The organism is Luteimonas sp. FCS-9 (genome assembly GCF_001014645.1).
GTDB lineage: Bacteria > Pseudomonadota > Gammaproteobacteria > Xanthomonadales > Xanthomonadaceae > Luteimonas.
In genome coordinates this window covers 85,632-102,751 of record NZ_LASZ01000008.1, presented here as the reverse complement: position 1 = coordinate 102,751, position 17,120 = coordinate 85,632, and the positions used below count along the sequence as shown (strand labels likewise).

Here is a 17,120-nt window from a genome sequence, read left to right as displayed (position 1 = left end):
CGTCGTCTTCCCGACCCGAAAGCGCGGCCGCACCTGCGGCCGCGTCCGATCGACCTCACGGAGGCCCCATGACCGATTCCGACTCCACTCCCCGCAGCACCGGCGCACTGTCGCTGCGCGACTGGCTCGATCGCCTCGCCGCCCGCGGCGAACTGGCGGTGGCGCAGGACGGGCTGGCGCTCAAGCACCAGATCGCGGCGGTCGCCAAGAAGCTCGATGGCCGCCAGGCGACGTTCTTCCCCAGGCCCGACGGCGCGCACGCGATCCCGGTGATCTCCGGCCTGGTGTCGGACCGCGGCTGGATGGCCGAGGCGCTGGGCGTGCCGCAGGACCGGCTGCTGTCGCACTTCCAGCACGCGGCGGCGAACCCGATCCCGTTCAACGAGGTCGAGCAGGCGCCGGCGCAGGAGGTCGTGCACACCGACGTGGACCTGCTCGCGCAACTGCCCATCCCCACGCACAACGAGCACGACAGCGGCGCCTACATCACCGCCGGCCTGCTGATTTCCCGCAGCCCCGAGACCGGCATCCAGAACGTCGCGATCCACCGCTGCCAGATCAGCGGCAGGAACCGCATTGGCGTGCTGCTGCTGCCGCGCCACACCGACCACTACCACCGCATGGCCGAGCGCCAGGGCAAGGCGCTGGAGATGGCGATCGCGATCGGCGTCGACCCGGCGACGCTGCTGTCGTCGCAGGCGATCGTGCCGGTCGACCACGACGAGCTGGAGATCGCCGGCGCGCTGCACGGCCGGCCGCTGGACGTGGTCAAGTGCACGACCAACGACGTGCGCGTGCCGGCCGATGCGGAGATCGTCATCGAAGGCCGCCTGCTGCCCGACGAGCGCGAGGAGGAAGGCCCGTTCGGCGAGTTTCCGCAGTACTACGGCGAGCGCGCGCGCCGCCACGTGATCGAGGTCGACGCGATCACCCACCGCCGCGGCGCGATGTTCCACACCATCGTCGGCGGCGGTCTCGAACACCTGCTGCTGGGCGCGATCCCGCGCGAGGCGACGATCCTGAGCGAACTGCAGCGCAGCTTCCCGGGCGTGCGCGACGTGCATCTGGCGCTCGGCGGGGTGGGGCGCTATCACCTGTACGTGCAGCTCGACAAACGCCAGGACGGCGAGGGCAAGAACGTCATCCTCGGCGCGTTCGCCGCGCACTACGACATCAAGCACGTCGTGGTCTGCGACCTGGACGTCGACATCCACGACCCGCGCGAGGTCGAGTGGGCGGTGTCCACCCGCTTCCAGGCCGACCGCGATCTGGTCGTGATCGGCAATGCCCAGGGCTCCAAGCTCGATCCGTCGACGGTCGAGGGCGTGGGCGCGAAGATGGGCCTGGACGCGACGATCCCGCTGTCGGCGCCGGAGATGAAGTACAAGCGCATCCGCATCCCGGGCGAGGACGGGCTGGACCTGGCGGCATTGCTCGCCGAAGGCGCCGAGTGGCGCCGGCACGTGGCGGGCTGAGCCGTGGCCCGCATGCATCCCGCCTTCGCCGCGCTCGCCCTCGCGCTGTCGTGCGCGGCGACCGCGCCCGCTTGGGCGCAGTCGCCCGTCGCCGACCCGGCCGCGCCCGCCGCCACCGCGGCCGCGTCGCCGCCGGCCGCTGCCGGCTATCCGCTCGCCGCGCAGGGCTGGGGCGGCCGGACCGGCCCGCAGACCTGGATGTCGCGCTGGGTCGAGGACTGGTCGCCCGACGGCGCCGAAGGCCGCAAGGCCGGCGACGGCGACGACTGGAAGTACATCCCGCTCGGCGACGGCGGCGACACCTACCTGTCGCTGAGTACCGAGCAGCGGCTGCGCATGAACGTGGTCGACCACCCCGGCCTGCGCAACGGTGCGTCGGAGCAGCAGTGGCTCTACCGCGGCTTCTTCGGTGCCGACCTGCACCTGGGCGAGCATGTGCGTCTCTACGGCGAGCTCGCGCACGGCAGCGTCGAGGGCCGCAACACCGGCGAGCCGGTGAGCCTGGACAACGAGGCGCTGGTGCAGCAGGCCTTCGTCGACCTGACCGGGCGGCGCGGCGACGTCGAGACCGGCCTGCGCGTCGGCCGCCAGGACTTCAGCGACGGCCCGATCCAGCTGGTGTCGGTGCGCGAGAACCCCAACCTGCACTTCACGCTCGACGGCGCGCGCGCCTGGGCCATCGGCCGCGACATGCGCATCGATGCGTTCGAGTACCGCTACGTCGACGAGCAGCCCGGAGCGTTCGACGACGGCACGCAGTCCCGCAAGCGCTTCCGCGGCGCGGTCGCCGGCTTCCGGCTGCCCGGCGCGCTGTCGGGGCTGTACCTGGAGCCGTTCTGGTACGGCGCGCGCGACGACGACCGGCGCTGGGGCGCACGCACCGCGCGCGAGGAGCGCGACTTCCTCGGCGTGCGGCTGTGGGGCACGCGCGGGCCGATGACCCTCGACACCGTCGCGGTGCACCAGAGCGGCGACTTCGACGGCCGCGACATCCGCGCCTACGCGCTGTTCTCGAGCGTGCGCTGGGCGCTGTCGGACGGCGGCATGAAGCCCGAGCTCGGCTTCCACGCCGACCTGTCGTCGGGTGGCGGCGCGTACGACGGCGGCACGCTGCGCAACGCCTCGTTCCTGTTCGGCACCTCGCCGTACTTCAGCTTCGCCGGCTGGTTCGGCGGCACCAACCTGATCGACGTCGCGCCGACGTTCCAGTTCGCGCCGAGCGCCAACACGACCGTCGCGCTGGAATGGGAATGGCTGTGGCGGCACCGCGAGGGCGACGCGGTCTACAGCGGCACCGCGCTGCCGTACGCGGGCACCGAGCAGGTCGACGGCAGCCGCATCGGCAATCTGCTGCGGCTCAACGCGACCTGGCGCTTCCAGCCGCGCTGGTCGCTGACCACGCGCGTGGAGCATCTGTTCGCCGGGCCGGTGCTCGAGGACGCCGGTTACGGCGACGCGACGTTCCTGGGCACGTGGCTGACGTTCCGCTACTGACGGGGCGGGCGCCGCCGGCCTGTAAGATGCCCGCTTTGCGACGCGAAGGAGCGTGCCGGGCGTGATCGAGGGCGCATGGATGTTTCCGCTGGTCGGGGCGCTGGCCGGCCTGCTGGCGGGCCTGCTCGGCATCGGCGGCGGGCTGGCGCTGATCGCGGTGCTGGTGTGGATGCTGCCCGCGCACGGCATCGCGCCCGACACCGCGATGCACGTCGCGCTCGCCAGCAGCATGGCCAGCATCGTCGTGACCACGGCCGCCTCGACCTGGGCCCACCATCGCCGCGGCAGCGTGCTGTGGCCGACGGTGGCGTGGATGCTGCCCGGCCTGCTGGTCGGTGGCTGGCTGGGCAGCCGGTTCGCGGTGCGGCTCGACGAGGCGATCCTGCGCGGCTGCGTGGCCGGCTACTGCCTGCTGTCCGCGCTGCAGCTGGGCTTCGGCCGCCAGCGCACGGGCCTCGGCGCCGACGCGGTGCCGCGCGGGCCGGGCCTGTCGGCGGCCGGCGTGGGCATCGGCGCGGTGTCGTCGGTGGTGGGCATCGGCGGCGGCAGCATGACCGTGCCGCTGCTGATCTGGCGCGGCGTGGCGCCGGTGCGCGCGGTCGGGACCTCGGCCGCTGTCGGCATCTTCGTCGGGCTGTCGGCGGCCAGCGGCTTCGCGCTGCACGCGCCGCCCGACGCGGTGCCGCCGTATTCGATCGGCTACGTCTACCTGCCGGCGACGATCGGCGTGGCCGCCGCCGCGGTGCTGACCGCGCCGCTGGGCACGCGCTTGGCGCACGCGATCAGCGGCGTCGCGCTGCGCCGCGGGTTCGCGGTCTTCATGGTGCTGGTGGGCGGCAGCCTGCTGCTGCGCTAGGGCGTAAGCTGTGCGCTGCGCCGGCCGATCGTCCGCGCGCGTTTCCACACGAGTGCCCCATGCCCAATCGCGACTGGGTGGCGCAGGCCATCCGCAAGATCGAGGCCGACTTCAACCGCTCGGCCGACACCCACCTGATCCCGCTCGACCTGCCGGGCTTTCCCGGCATCGACGTGTACTTCAAGGACGAGTCGAGCCATCCGACCGGCAGCCTCAAGCACCGGCTCGCGCGCTCGCTGTTCCTGTACGCGCTGGCCAACGGCTGGCTGCGGGCGGACAGCACCGTGGTCGAGGCGTCCAGCGGCTCGACCGCGGTGTCGGAGGCCTACTTCGCGCGGCTGCTCGGCCTGCCGTTCGTCGCGGTGATGCCGGCCTCGACGTCGCCGGAGAAGATCGCCGCGATCGAGTTCCAGGGCGGGCGCTGCCATCTGGTGCGCAACGCCTGCGACATCGCCGCGGCCTCGATGCAGCTGGCGCGCGAATGCGGCGGCCACTTCATGGACCAGTTCACCTACGCCGAGCGCGCGACCGACTGGCGGGCCAACAACAACATCGCAGAGTCGATCTTCAAGCAGATGGCGCAGGAGGCGCACCCGGTCCCGGCGTGGATCGTCTGCAGCGCGGGCACCGGGGGCACCAGCGCGACGATCGGCCGCTACGCGCGCTACCGCGGCTTCGACACCCGCGTGCTGTGCGCCGATCCCGAGCACTCGGCGTTCTTCGACCACTACGCGCGCAGCCTGCGCCGCGAACCCGCGCCCGACGGACTCGCACCGTCGCCGGCCTCGCGCATCGAGGGCATCGGCCGGCCGCGCGCCGAGCCCAGCTTCATCCCCGGCTGCGTCGATGCGATGGTCCGCGTGCCCGACGCGCTGAGCCTGGCGGCGATGCGCTACGTCAACGCGCGGCTGGGGCGGCGCGTCGGCGGCTCGACCGGCACCAACTTCGTCGGCGTGCTGCGGGTCGCGCAGGGCATGCGCGCGGCCGGGCGCACCGGCGCGATCGTCACGATCCTGTGCGACGGCGGCGAGCGCTACGCGCACAGCTACTACAGCCCCGATTGGATCGCCGCGCAGGGCTTCGACATGGACGCCGCCGATGCGACGATCCGCGCGAGCGCCGACACCGGCGCCGCGCTGCCGCCGCTCGCCGACGCGATCCGCGACCCGGGGGGCGTCTAGGCGCGACGGGCATTGTCAGGCGAAGCGCCGGGTCCACGGTCCGGTGTCGTCGCGATGCGCGAACGGCATCGAAGGACGCCGTCGGGACCTGCCAGCACGCGCTCCCCGGTCGCCCAGTCGCGGATAGCCGTGGTGGAGAGGCGTCGCCCGGGGCCGGCATCGCCGACGGCGCAACCTAGGGAAAACCCCAGGTGCGGTCAGGTTAAGGATTCGTTACAACGAATCGACCGGCGGCAGGGAGGCCGGTTCCCACCGCCACAGGAGCCCGCATGATGCCGATCCGCCGCCACCGGCTGGCCGCCGCCGTCTCGTCGTCCGTTCTCGCCACGCTCGCGTCCGCCGCCGCCGCCCAGCAACCGCCAGCCCCCGCGCCCCAGGCGCGGACGCTCGACACCGTGCAGGTCACCGGTACCCGCATCCGCAAGGCCGAGATGGAGACGGCCGTCCCCGTCCAGGTGCTTACGCGCGAGGACATCCAGCGCAGCGGGTTCACGTCGGTCGCCGACATCGTGCAGAACCTCACCGCCAGCGGCGCCGCGCTCAACACCAAGTTCAATTCCAGCGGCAACTTCGGTTTCCCGCCCGACGGCGGCGGCGTTGGCGCCGGCGCCGCGACGGTCGACCTGCGGCACCTGGGCGCCAAGCGCGTGCTGGTGCTCGTCGACGGCATCCGCTGGGTCAACGAGTCCTCGGCCTCGGGCGTGGGCTCGGCCGTCGACCTCAATACCATCCCGCTGTCGCTGATCGAGCGCATCGAGGTGCTCGAGGACGGCGCCTCGTCGATCTACGGCTCCGATGCGATCGCCGGCGTCGTCAACATCATCACCCGGCGCGATGCCGACGGCGGCAGCCTCGACCTGCACTACGGCGAGTACGACGACCTCGGCGGCGCGACCTGGGGCGCGGACCTGGGCTGGGGCGGGCACAGCGAGCGCGCCCAGTGGTTCTTCGGCGCGTCGTACTACAAGCAGCGGCAGATCGCTTCGACCAAGTTCGACAACGCCAGTGTGCCGGTGCCGGGCACGGGGCTGGCCAATGGCAGTTCGGCCACGCCCGGCGGACGCTTCGTCTTTGCACCTGTGGACGGCAACAACACCTACGGCGGCCTGTGTCCGTTGGGCACTGATGCTGCCGGCGCGCCGATCCCCGGGTCGGCGACCTGCGACATCACCTTGCCAAATGGTGCGAGCTTCCCGGGTGGCACCACGATCGACGACTTCATCCAGTTCGGCACGGACAACCGCTACAACTTCGCCCCCAACAACCTGCTGCTGACCCCGTCGGAGCGCAAGTCGGTGTTCGGCCAGGTGCGCTTCGAGTTCAGCCCGCAGCTGTCGGGCTATACCCGCGTGCTCTACAACACGCGCACCTCGGCCAACCAGGCCGCGCCCGAGCCGTTCTTCCTCGGCACCGACGCCGGCGTCTACAACCCCTGGGCCGAGGAGCGGCTGACGATCTCGGCGCGCAATCCCTACAACCCGTTCGGCTTCGACCTGACCACGGTCGGCGAGGACGCCAACCTGTTCCTGCTCGGCCGCCGCCCGGTCGAGGGCGGCCCGCGCCGTTACGCGCAGGAGGTCAAGACCTGGTACGCCGCCGCGGGCCTGGAAGGCACGTTCGGCGTCGGCGACCGCACCTGGAACTGGGACGTGAACCTGGTGCGCAGCCAGAGCCGCGCCGAGCAGACCAACACCGGCAGCTACAACGTGCGCCGCATCAACGAGGCGCTGGGCGACCCCGACGCATGCGCGGCGATCGCCGGCTGCGTGCCGCTGGACGTGTTCGGCGGCCCGGGCACGATCACCTCGGAGATGCTGGCCTTCATCCAGCCGGTGGTGCGCGACGCCAGCCGCAACACGCTGACGCTGGCCTCGGCCAACGTCACCGGCGACATCGCGCGGCTGCCGGCCGGCGCGCTGTCGTTCGCCGCGGGCGTCGAACACCGCCGCTACGAGGGCAGCTATACGCCCGACCCGATCACGATCGCCGGCGAGTACAACGGCGTGCCGTCGGGCGCGACGTCGGGCGACTACGACGTCAACGAGGCCTACGCCGAGTTCAACGTGCCGCTGCTGCGCGACTCCTGGTTCGGCGACAGCCTCGACCTGAGCATCGCCGGACGGTATTCGGACTACTCGACCTTCGGCGGCGAGACGACCGGCAAGGTCGGCCTGCGCTGGCAGCCGGCCGACGAGTTCCTGCTGCGCATGAGCTATGCCGAGGGCTTCCGAGCGCCGTCGATCGGCGAGCTCTACGGCACGCTCAGCCGCTTCGACGCGACGCTGGTCGATCCGTGCTCGGGCGCCGCGTCGTCGTCGCCGGCCTGCGCGGCCGACGGCGTGCCGCCGGGCTATGCGCAGACCAACTCGCAGATCTCGGTGGTGACCTCGGGCAATGCCGACCTCGAACCCGAGCACAGCCGCAGCCTGATGGTCGGCGCGGTGTGGAGCCCGTCGTTCGCCGACGGCGTGGCATGGTCGGACCGCCTGGACCTCGGCGTGACGTTCTACCGCCACCACATCGACGGCGCGATCCAGGCCCCGGACGCCCAGGCGATCCTCGAACGCTGCATCGCCACGCGCGACCCGCTCGCCTGCGCGTCCTACGATCGCAGCGACCGCGGGCAGATCGTGCGCTTCGACGACATCCTCGCCAATCTCGGCACGATCAAGACCGACGGCTGGGACTTCTCCGCCGGCTGGACGCTGCCCGAGCGCGACTGGGGCCGCCTGCGCTTCGACGCCAGGGCGACCTGGGTCGGCCGCTACGAGCTGGTCAACGAATCGGGCGAGGCCGAACCGCGCCGTCCCGGCGTGGAGGTCAACGACAGCGCGATCCCCGAGTGGACCGGCACCCTGGTCACCGATTGGACGCGCGGCCCCTGGTCGCTGGCGTGGACGCTGCGCTACATCGACCGGCTGGTCGAATCGTGCGGCGGCGCGATCGGCTTCCCGATCTGCCGCGACAGCGCCAACGACCTCAACACGCTCGGTTCGACGACCTACCACGACCTGCAGCTGTCGTGGCGCAGCGCCGCCTGGCTCGAAGGCACGCGCGTGAGCGTTGGCGTCAACAACCTCACCGGCAAGGCCCCGCCGGTGTGCCTGAGCTGCAGCCTCAACGGCTACGACGCCTCGACCTACGACCTGCCGGGACGCTTCGTCTACGCGCGGCTGGGCGTGGATTTCTGAGCAGGGCCGGGGCGCGCCGCCGGGTGCGATGCCCGGCGCGCGTCAGCGGAAGAACCGCTGCGCAGCCAGCCGTCCCGTCGCGCATGGCGGCGAAGCCGGTGAGATGCCGCTTGACGGTGTCCGAATAGGCCTTGTCGTCGCTGCGGATGTGGTTGAACAGCCAGCGTGCGAGCATCGTGCGCAACTCGTCGAGGATCTCCTCGCCGGCGCTGGAAGCGCAGCCGGTAGTCCTGCACGCGCCGCGCGAACAGCTCGTGCACCCGCCGGTGGGCGGCGCTGAACGGATAGCCCGCCTCCTCGATCAGCGCTGCCTCGAACGCGAAGTGCGAGAGCGTGTAGTCGACCAGTTCGTCGATACCTCGTCGACCGCCTCGCGGGCGTGGCCGTGCCGCGCGAACTCGAGCTGGTTGACCATGTCGACGATCCGCCGGTGCTGGCCATCGATGTCGTCGATGCCCATGTCCAGCTCGTCCTGCCACATTGCGACCTAGATCGTCGTCCGCGCCGCGTCGTCCCTGTTGCGCGGCATCTTGGGCGGCGAACCGGGTGCGGGCGTTGATCGGGCGCAATGACGCGCGCCACGTCGTGCTGGGCGCTCCGCCGGTGCCCGGCCGTGGCCGGGCGCGATCGATCAGCTGCGGCGCGCGCGTGCGAACGCGTCGGCGAGCGCGTTGTTGGCCGGCGGCGCGCTCGGCTTGGGCGCGCCGCCACCCGGGCGGCCGCCGCGGCCGGGCCCGCGCGGATCACGCTGCGCGGCCTCGCGCTGGCCCCGCGCCTCGCGCGGTGCGGGGGTATCGTCCAGGCGCCGGGTCAGTGCGATGCGCTTGCGCGCCACGTCGACCTCCAGCACCTTGACCTTGACGATGTCGCCGGCCTTGACCACGTCGCGCGGGTCCTTGACGAAGGTGTCCGACAGCGCCGAGATGTGCACCAGGCCGTCCTGGTGCACGCCGATGTCGACGAACGCACCGAACGCGGCGACGTTGCTGACCACGCCTTCGAGGATCATGCCCTCGCGCAGGTCCTTGATGTCCTCCACGCCCTCGGCGAACTGCGCGGCCTTGAACTCCGGGCGCGGGTCGCGGCCGGGCTTCTCCAGCTCCTTGAGGATGTCGCGCACCGTGGGCTCGCCGAAGCGCGCGTCGGTGAACTGCGCGGGCTTGAGCCCGCGCACGAAGCCACCGTCGCCGATCAGCGAGGCGACCGGGCGGCCTGTGGCCGCGACGATGCGTTCGACCACCGGATACGCCTCGGGGTGCACCGACGAGGCGTCGAGCGGCTCGTCGCCGTCGGCGATGCGCAGAAAGCCCGCGCACTGCTCGAAGGTCTTCTCGCCCAGGCGCGGCACCTTGAGCAGGTCGCGGCGGCGCTTGAACGGCCCGTTGGCGTCGCGGTGCACGACGATGTTCTCGGCGACTCCGGCCGACAGCCCCGACACGCGCGCCAGCAGCGCGCTGGACGCGGTGTTGACGAACACGCCGACCGCGTTGACGCAGTCCTCGACCTTGGCATCGAGCGCGCGCGCCAGCCGGTACTGGTCGACGTCGTGCTGGTACTGGCCAACGCCGATCGCCTTGGGCTCGATCTTCACCAGCTCGGCCAGCGGGTCCTGCAGGCGCCGCGCGATCGAGACCGCGCCGCGCAGCGACACGTCGAGCTGCGGGAACTCGCGCGCGGCGGTCTCGGAGGCCGAGTACACCGACGCGCCGGCCTCGCTGACGACGATCTTCTGCAGCTTGAGTTCGGGCACGCGCTTGATCAGATCGGCGACCAGGCGGTCGGTCTCGCGCGAGGCGGTGCCGTTGCCGATCGCGACCAGCTGCACGCCGTGCCGCGCGCACAGCGCCTGCAGCACGTGCAGCGACTGGTCCCACTGCCGGCGCGGCTCGTGCGGGTAGATCGTCTCGGTGGCGACCAGCTTGCCGGTCGCATCGACGACCGCGATCTTGCAGCCGGTGCGGATGCCCGGATCCAGCCCGAGCACGGTCTTGGGGCCCGCCGGCGCGGCCAGCAGCAGGTCCTTGAGGTTGTCGCCGAAGACCTCGATCGCCTGGCCCTCGGCCTTCTCGCGGGCCTTGCCCAGCAGGTCGATCATCAGGTGCAGGTGGATCTTCGCGCGCCAGGCCAGGCGGCAGGCGTTGCGCAGCCAGGTGTCGGCAGGGCGGCCGCGCTCGGCGATGCCGGCATGCAGCGCGATGCGGCCCTCGGCGTAGGCGTTGCCCTGCTCGGCATCGTTGCCCGGGTCGAGCTCGAGCGTCAGGAATTCCTCGCGCCGGCCGCGCAGCAACGCCAGCAGGCGGTGCGAGGGGATCTTCGCCAGCGGTTCGGCGTGGTCGAAGTAGTCGCGGAACTTCTCGCCGGCCGCTTCCTTGCCCTCGACGACCTTCGCGCGGATCACGCCGTTCGCGTCGAGCCACTCGCGCAGCTCGCCGATCAGCGCCGCGTCCTCGCCCCAGCGCTCGATCAGGATCGCGCGCGCGCCCTCGAGCGCCGCCTTGACGTCGGCCACGCCCTTCTCGGCATCGACGAAGCCGGCGGCGACGTCCTCGGGCACCTGCGTGGGGTCGGCCAGCAGGCCGTCGGCCAGCGGTTCGAGCCCGGCCTCGCGCGCGATCTGCGCACGCGTGCGGCGCTTGGGCTTGTAGGGCAGGTACAGATCCTCGAGCCGCGCCTTGCTGTCGGCCGCCTCGATGTCGCCGCGCAGCTCGGGCGTGAGCTTGCCCTGCTCGTCGATGCTCGCCAGGATCGCGGCGCGCCGCTCCTCGAGCTCGCGCAGGTAGCCCAGCCGGACCTCCAGGTTGCGCAGCTGGGTGTCGTCCAGGCCGCCGGTGACCTCCTTGCGGTAGCGCGCGATGAACGGCACGGTCGCGCCTTCGTCGAGCAGCGCGATCGCGCTGGTCGCCTGGGCGGGCTGGGCGCCGATCTCGGCGGCGATGGTCTCGGCGATCCTGCGGGCGAGTGCGGCGTCGGGCTGGTACATCGGGTCCGGAAGCTGTCGCGGCAGCGGCGCCGCGCGCGGATTGTGGCCCCCGGGTCGCGGCAGCGGAACCCGTTGACAAGGCCGCCGCGCGCAGGTCCGGTCGCTACCGCCGCCGTCGGCGCCAGGGCAGAGGCAGTTGGAACAGCACCAGCGCGACCCAGGCCAGGCGGCTCGACCAACTCTCGCGGTCGATCGGCACCGGCGCACCCGCCGAGGCATCGTCGGTGGCCAGCGCGTACGCGCCGGCGTCGAGGTCGGCAATGATCGCGCGAGCGCGCGCCGCGTCGGCATCGGGTACGTGCACCTTGACTCCGCCGATCGCCAGCCGCCATCCCCAGTTCGCGAGCGCCGTGTGTTCGTCGCCAACGAAGGCGTCGATGCCTTCGGCCTGCAGGCGGCCGCAGACGAGCTGCGCTTCGAGCGGATCGGTGTAGCGGGCGACGATGACGGTCATCGGACGGCGACGGCGGCGGGCACGGCCACAGGGTACCCTTGCGCACTGAACACGCTCTCACGCCGAGGCCGCGCATGTCCCGTCCGTCCCGCGCTCCGCGCATCGTCCTTCCCAGCCTGCTCGCGCTCGCGCTCGCGTTCGCCGGATGCGGCGGACAGGACGCGCCGCCGGCCGCATCCGCATCCGCGCCCGCGGCCTCGGTCGAGTCGCCGAGCCAGCGCCTGGACTGGGCGCTGCCGGCGACGGGCCCCGGCTCGAGCGCGCCCGATCTCGTCGCCGGACCCGATGGCCTGCTGGTGCTGAGCTGGATCAACTCGCGGCAGGGACGCCGGCACGCGTTCCAGTACTCGCGCTTCGACCCGGCCGCGCAGCGCTGGCGCAACGCGCCGACCACGATCGCGATCGGCAACCGCATGGTCGTCAACTGGGCCGACACGCCGCACGTGCTGCCCACGCCCGACGGCGCGCTGTGGGCGCACTGGCTGCAGAAGGGCGGCGATGCGCCGCACGCCTACGACGTGGTGCTCGCGCGCTCGCGCGACGGCGGCGCCAACTGGAGCGCGCCGGTGCCCGCACACGACGACGGCACCGCCACCGAGCACGGTTTCGTGTCGATGTGGGCGCAGGGCGGCGGCCTGGGCATGGCGTGGCTCGACGGCCGCAACACCGGCGGCGCACACGTCGCCGAGAGCGACGACGCGGGCGGGCACGGCAATGGCGCGCCGATGACGCTGCGCGCCGCGGTGTTCGACGCGAACCTGCAGCGCACGGTCGAGCACGAGATCGACGCCAGCGTCTGCGACTGCTGCCAGACCGCGGCCGCGGCCACCGGGCGCGGCCCTGTCGTCGTGTATCGCGGCCGCACCGATGCCGAGGTGCGCGACATCCTGCTCACGCGCTTCGAGAACGGCGCCTGGCGCACGCCCGCGCGCGTGCACGCCGACGACTGGACGATGCCTGCCTGCCCGGTGAACGGCCCGTCGGTCGCCGCGCAGGGCGAGGCGGTGCTCGTGGGCTGGTACACCGCCGCCGACGACACGCCGCGCGTGCAGCTGGCGCGCAGCGACGATGCCGGCGACGCGTTCGCGGCCCCCGTCGTGCTCGACAGCGGACCGGCGGTGCAGGGCCGCGTGGCCGTGGCGCTCGACGACGCGCAGGCCTGGGCGGTGTGGCTGCGCGAGGACGACGCCGGCGGCCAGACGCTGTGGCTCTCGCGCCGCAGTCCGGACCTGGCGACCGAATACGAGCGCATCGAGCTCGCCCGCCTGCAGGGCCGCGGTCGCGCGACCGGCTTCCCGCAGCTGCAGGTGCTCGGCGGACAGGCCTACGTGGTCTGGACCGACGTCGTCGACGGCGCCCCGCAGCTGCAGGGCGCGCGGATGGCGCGCTGATCGGAGGCCCGACGCTCCGGCGCCGCGACAGGAGCGCTCAGGGAGCCGCCGCATCGGTCAGGCGGGCCCCTCCGCGGTGCGGTGACGCGCGCCATGCAGGCCTCGCGGCCCGTGCCGCGCCGACCGTGCGATGCCCGGCACGGGCACGGCGCCTCAGCGCTCGTGCCGCCAGTTCACCGAGCCGCGGTTCTCCAGCGTGCTCGACTCGATCTCGACGTCGAACCCGCGGGTCAGCAGGTACTTGAGCGTCAGCACCTGGCCGGTGCCGAGCAGGGAGACGCCGAAGCCGACGTACAGGCGCGGCGAAAGCTGCTTGCCCACGCCCAGCACGCTGCCGCCCAGCGCGCGCGACTGGCTGATGCCGGCCTCGTCCAGGCCGATGCGGCTGCCGATCTGCGAGGCGATCAGGCTGCCGCCGGCATTGAGCGCGGCCGCGGCGGCGTCGATCTGCTGGCCCTCGGCGCTGGTCAGGCTCGAGGCCGAGCGGCCCAGCGCGAGGTAGGACAGCGCCTGCGAGTTGTCGCTGGCCGGGTCGGTCCACACATCGACCTGCGGCGCCGATGCGCGCCCGGTGACGTCGACACCGGCGGTGATGTCCTCGGCCTCGATCCGGCGCTCGGCGCGCACGTCGAGGATCGGGTCGGATACCGGGCCGTTGTTGAAGACCAGGTTGCCGCGCGTGACCTGCAGTTCCTGCCCGTAGGCTTTGTACTTGCCGCCGACCTCGAGCCGGCCGCTGCCGGTCATCTCGCGTCCGGGCACCGCGCGCACGCGCAGGTTGCCGCCGAGCTTGCCGTCGAAGCCGAAGCCGCGCAGCCGCACGTCCTCGCCCATCGCCAGCGTCAGGTCCAGCTCGAGCTGCGAGGCGGCGGTGACGTCGGGATCGACCGGGTCGAGCACGACGACGTCGGGCGAGGTCGAGACGCCCTCGCTGAGCCGTTCGAGATCGAGCAGCGCGCTGGAGACCACGACCTTGCCGGTGACGTTGAGCGGCTGCGTGGCGGCGTAGCGCACGCTGATGTCGGGATCGGCGACGACGCGCAGGTCGCTGGTGTCCGACACCAGCACGTCGGTGCCGCGGACGTTGACCAGCAGCGGTGTGCCGTCGCCGCGCCAGCCCAGCGAGCCGTCGATGTTCAGCGTGCCGCCGCCCGAGCGCACGCTGCCGGCGATGCGCGCGGTGCCGTCGGGGAGCGCGTCGAGCGCGACGTCGCCGTCCTCGAGCGCGATCGCCAGTGACGGCAGTTCCGTCGAGAAGCCGCTGAGCCGCGCCTGGCCGCCGAGCGTGGGCTGCGCGCGTGTGCCGCCGACGGTGATGTCGGCGGTCAGCCGGCCGACCGGCTCGACGATGTCGGGCGAGAACAGTTCGACGAACGTCAGGTCCTCGATGTTGGCGACCAGCGAGCCCGACAGCGGCGCGTAGTCGTCCCAGCCGTTGGTGACCTCGGCCTGCACGCGGCCGACCTCGTTGAGCGTCGTCGCGAGTGTGGCGTGGACGCGGTTGGCGTCGAACTGCGCGTCCAGGCGCAGGTCCTCGTAGTTGACGACCTCGTTGCGCGCGCGCTCCGACGTGCGCACGCCGCCGCTCGCCGAGCGCACGCTCGCGCTGCCGGAAAAGCCGTTGCCGACCGGGCGCGCGCTGCCCTCGAGCGCGATCTCGCCGCGCAGCGAGAACGGCCGGCCGCCGTCCTGCTCGGGCAGGTAGGGCGTGGCCAGCGACAGTGGCAGCCCGGTGCCGGTGATCGACACGCCCTGGCGCGGCCAGTCGGCACTGGCGCACAGCGAACCGCCGCCGCTGGAGGCGAAGCAACTCTCCGACAGCGTGAGGCGCGTGCCGGCCTGGGCGAACCGCGCGGGGGCCTGCAGCGACCAGCTCGCGCCGGTCGCCGGCGCCAGGCGCAGCGTGGCCAGCGTGCCCTGCCAGCCGCCGTTGCGCTGGGCGGCCTCGCCCGACAGCGCCAGCGTGCCGATCTCGCCGCGGGCGTCGGCCTGGAGCTGCAGCGTGGTGATCGCGCCGCGCGCCGACACCTGCACCGCGTCCAGCGCGACGCCGGCCTGCACGCCGGTGGCCGAGACGTCCAGTGCGCCGGCGTTGCCGCGCCACGGCAGCCGGCCGTCGATGCGCGCGCTGGCCGCGGCGTAGTCGCCGAAGCGCAGCGCGCTGCCGGTCAGATCGGCAGCGATGTCCGGCGCGGTGCGCGGGCCGGTGACGCGCAGCGTGCCGCGCAGCGTGCCGTCGCCCTGCGGCACGAAGTCAGCCAGTTGCAGCGGCGCGAGCTCGGCGTCGATGTCGGGCGTGTCGGTGACGGCGGCGCGCGCATCGACGCGGCTGCCACCGAGCGACAGCGCGACCTCGCCCTCGAAATCGCTGCGGCCGGCCTCGCCCGCGTCGCGGGCCGGGCCGTGCATCGCGAACGTCGCGCGGCCATCGAGCCGGCGTCCGCGCAGCGTGCCGCCGAGGCGGTCGGCGTCGACGGCCACTTCGAGGCCGCCGTCGTCGCGCGTGCTGCCGGTCGTCGCGAACCGACCGTCGATCGCGCCCTTCCAGTCGCGGGCGAAGTAGCCCGGATCGAAGCCGGCCAGCGTCGCGGCGATGTTCCACTGCAGGGCCGGTGCCCAGGCCAGCTCGCCGGTGGCGTCGAGCGTGCCGGTCGGCATCTCCACGCGCGCGGTGTGCAGGCGCATGCGCTGGGCGTCGCCGCGGCCGTCGAAATCGACGGTCGCGCGCAGCCCGTCGCGCGCGATCCCGGCCTTGCCGACCGCGGCCCAGGCCGCCGTGCTGCCGGCGATGCCCAGGTCGGCATCGGCGACGATCGGCGGGGCGGGCTCGGCGGCGTCGGGGTCGGCGCCGAACTGCACGCCGCGGGCGTTGACCGCGAAGCGGAAGCGCACGTTGCCGGGCTCGGCGACATCGGCATGGCCGCGCAGCGTCAGGCGACCGTCGAAGGCGTCGACGACCAGCCGCTCGACGTCCAGGCGCTGGTCCTCCAGCCGGAGCTTCGAGGGCTGCAGCACGATCGCCAGCGGCGCGGCATCGGGCTCGCCGATCGCGACCCTGCCCTGCAGCGTTGCCGCGCCGCCGGTGCCGTCGGCGCGCAGGTCGAACGCCAGCGGTGTGCCGGGTTCGCCGCTGCCGGCCAGCAGCGATGGATCGAGCCGCGTGGTGTCGGCGCGCAGCGCCCAGCCCGGATCGTCGCGGCCGCGCAGCGTGACCAGCGCGCGCAGCGGCGCCGGCGCGTGGCCGACCAAGGCGATGTCCAGGTGCGCGAGGTCGCCGCGCGCGACCAGGCCGATGCGCGGGCGCGTGCGTCCCGGCGGGGCCGGCATCAGCGCGCTGGCGGTCAGGTCCATGCGGTAGTCGTCGTCGGGCGCATAGACGCCGTCGGCGGCGAAGCGGCCGCGGTCGCTGTCGACGACGATGCCGGTCAGCCGCAACTCGCCCTGCTGCGCGTCGAGCCCACCGCGCAGCGTGCGCACATCGATCACCGGCTCGCCCGTGCGGACCACGCGGAAGCCGTCGACGCGGATCGTGTCGGCCTGCAGCGACAGCGGCAGGTCGATGCGCGGCAGCGAGTCGGGCCAGCGCGGCAGCTCGAACGGCGTGTCGACCGGCGCCGGCAGTTCGAGCACCGCGTTGTCGACGTCGAGCACGTCCAGGCGCAGGCGCCGGCCGACCAGCGGCATCAGCGCCGGGTCGATCGTGACCCGCTCGGCGGCGAACGTCAGCACGCGCGGCTCGTCGCATTCGCCGTAGGGCACCGGCTGCTCCTCGACGTCCGGGCAGCTGCGCTGCACGTAGCGCACGTCGTACATGGTCAGCGGGCCCGACGCGGGGCCTTCGGCGGCGCGCCAGGTCAGTTCGGTGCCGGCCGGCAGGCGCGCGGCGATCTGGCCGAGCAGGAAGTCGCGGCCGCCGAAGGTCGTCAGCAGCCACCACACGCCCACGATCACCACGATCGCGAGCGCGACCAGGCCGATCGCGCTGCGGATCGCGAGCTTGCGCACGCGGGCGCGCCGCCGCGCGCGCAGTTCGGCGATGCGCGCCTCGCGTTCCTCGGGACTCAGGTCGTTGGGCAGGCGGTGACGCCGGAAAGCCAT

9 protein-coding genes and 1 pseudogene are annotated in these 17,120 nt (G+C 73.0%); 6 read left to right on the top strand and 4 right to left on the bottom strand.

Features of this window, described 5'->3' with window-relative positions; genetic code table 11:
- The first annotated feature begins 68 nt into the window (after nucleotides 1-68).
- From WQ56_RS09175 to WQ56_RS09155, 5 genes are all read left to right on the top strand, one after another.
- Nucleotides 69-1,475 (top strand): UbiD family decarboxylase, encoded by a 1,407-nt coding sequence (locus tag WQ56_RS09175; protein WP_047136784.1) that lies wholly within the window; start codon nucleotides 69-71, stop codon nucleotides 1,473-1,475.
- 12 nt (nucleotides 1,476-1,487) lie between these two features.
- Nucleotides 1,488-2,969: an alginate export family protein gene (locus tag WQ56_RS09170; protein ID WP_052772940.1), complete on the top strand. Its 1,482-nt coding sequence runs from the start codon at nucleotides 1,488-1,490 to the stop codon at nucleotides 2,967-2,969.
- A gap of 61 nt (nucleotides 2,970-3,030) precedes the next feature.
- A complete protein-coding gene (locus WQ56_RS09165; RefSeq protein WP_231583390.1) occupies nucleotides 3,031-3,825 on the top strand; it encodes a sulfite exporter TauE/SafE family protein in 795 nt (264 codons plus the stop codon).
- 59 nt (nucleotides 3,826-3,884) lie between these two features.
- Nucleotides 3,885-5,006 carry a PLP-dependent cysteine synthase family protein gene (locus WQ56_RS09160; RefSeq protein ID WP_047136782.1) on the top strand — a complete coding sequence of 374 codons (1,122 nt, stop codon included), beginning with the start codon at nucleotides 3,885-3,887 and terminating at the stop codon, nucleotides 5,004-5,006.
- 269 nt (nucleotides 5,007-5,275) lie between these two features.
- A complete protein-coding gene (locus tag WQ56_RS09155; RefSeq protein ID WP_047136781.1) occupies nucleotides 5,276-8,197 on the top strand; it encodes a TonB-dependent receptor in 2,922 nt (973 codons plus the stop codon).
- Between the two features lie 100 nt (nucleotides 8,198-8,297).
- Here WQ56_RS09155 and WQ56_RS19305 read toward each other — a convergent pair.
- The 3 genes and pseudogenes from WQ56_RS19305 to WQ56_RS17730 form a co-directional block, all read right to left on the bottom strand.
- Nucleotides 8,298-8,678, bottom strand: a pseudogene (locus WQ56_RS19305) (bacteriohemerythrin); the annotation flags it as partial.
- A gap of 150 nt (nucleotides 8,679-8,828) precedes the next feature.
- Nucleotides 8,829-11,177 (bottom strand): Tex family protein, encoded by a 2,349-nt coding sequence (locus WQ56_RS09145; protein ID WP_047136780.1) that lies wholly within the window; start codon nucleotides 11,175-11,177, stop codon nucleotides 8,829-8,831.
- Between the two features lie 103 nt (nucleotides 11,178-11,280).
- Nucleotides 11,281-11,631 carry a DUF2007 domain-containing protein gene (locus WQ56_RS17730; RefSeq protein WP_052772939.1) on the bottom strand — a complete coding sequence of 117 codons (351 nt, stop codon included), beginning with the start codon at nucleotides 11,629-11,631 and terminating at the stop codon, nucleotides 11,281-11,283.
- 74 nt (nucleotides 11,632-11,705) lie between these two features.
- Here WQ56_RS17730 and WQ56_RS09135 point away from each other — a divergent pair, with 74 nt between their 5' ends.
- Entirely contained in the window at nucleotides 11,706-13,022 is a 1,317-nt protein-coding gene (locus WQ56_RS09135) for a sialidase family protein (protein WP_047136779.1), read from the top strand.
- A 153-nt stretch (nucleotides 13,023-13,175) separates the two neighbouring features.
- On the opposite strand, the gene WQ56_RS09130 is transcribed toward WQ56_RS09135, so the two are convergent.
- Nucleotides 13,176-17,120, bottom strand: a complete 3,945-nt coding sequence (locus WQ56_RS09130; protein ID WP_052772938.1) for a translocation/assembly module TamB domain-containing protein — start codon at nucleotides 17,118-17,120, stop codon at nucleotides 13,176-13,178.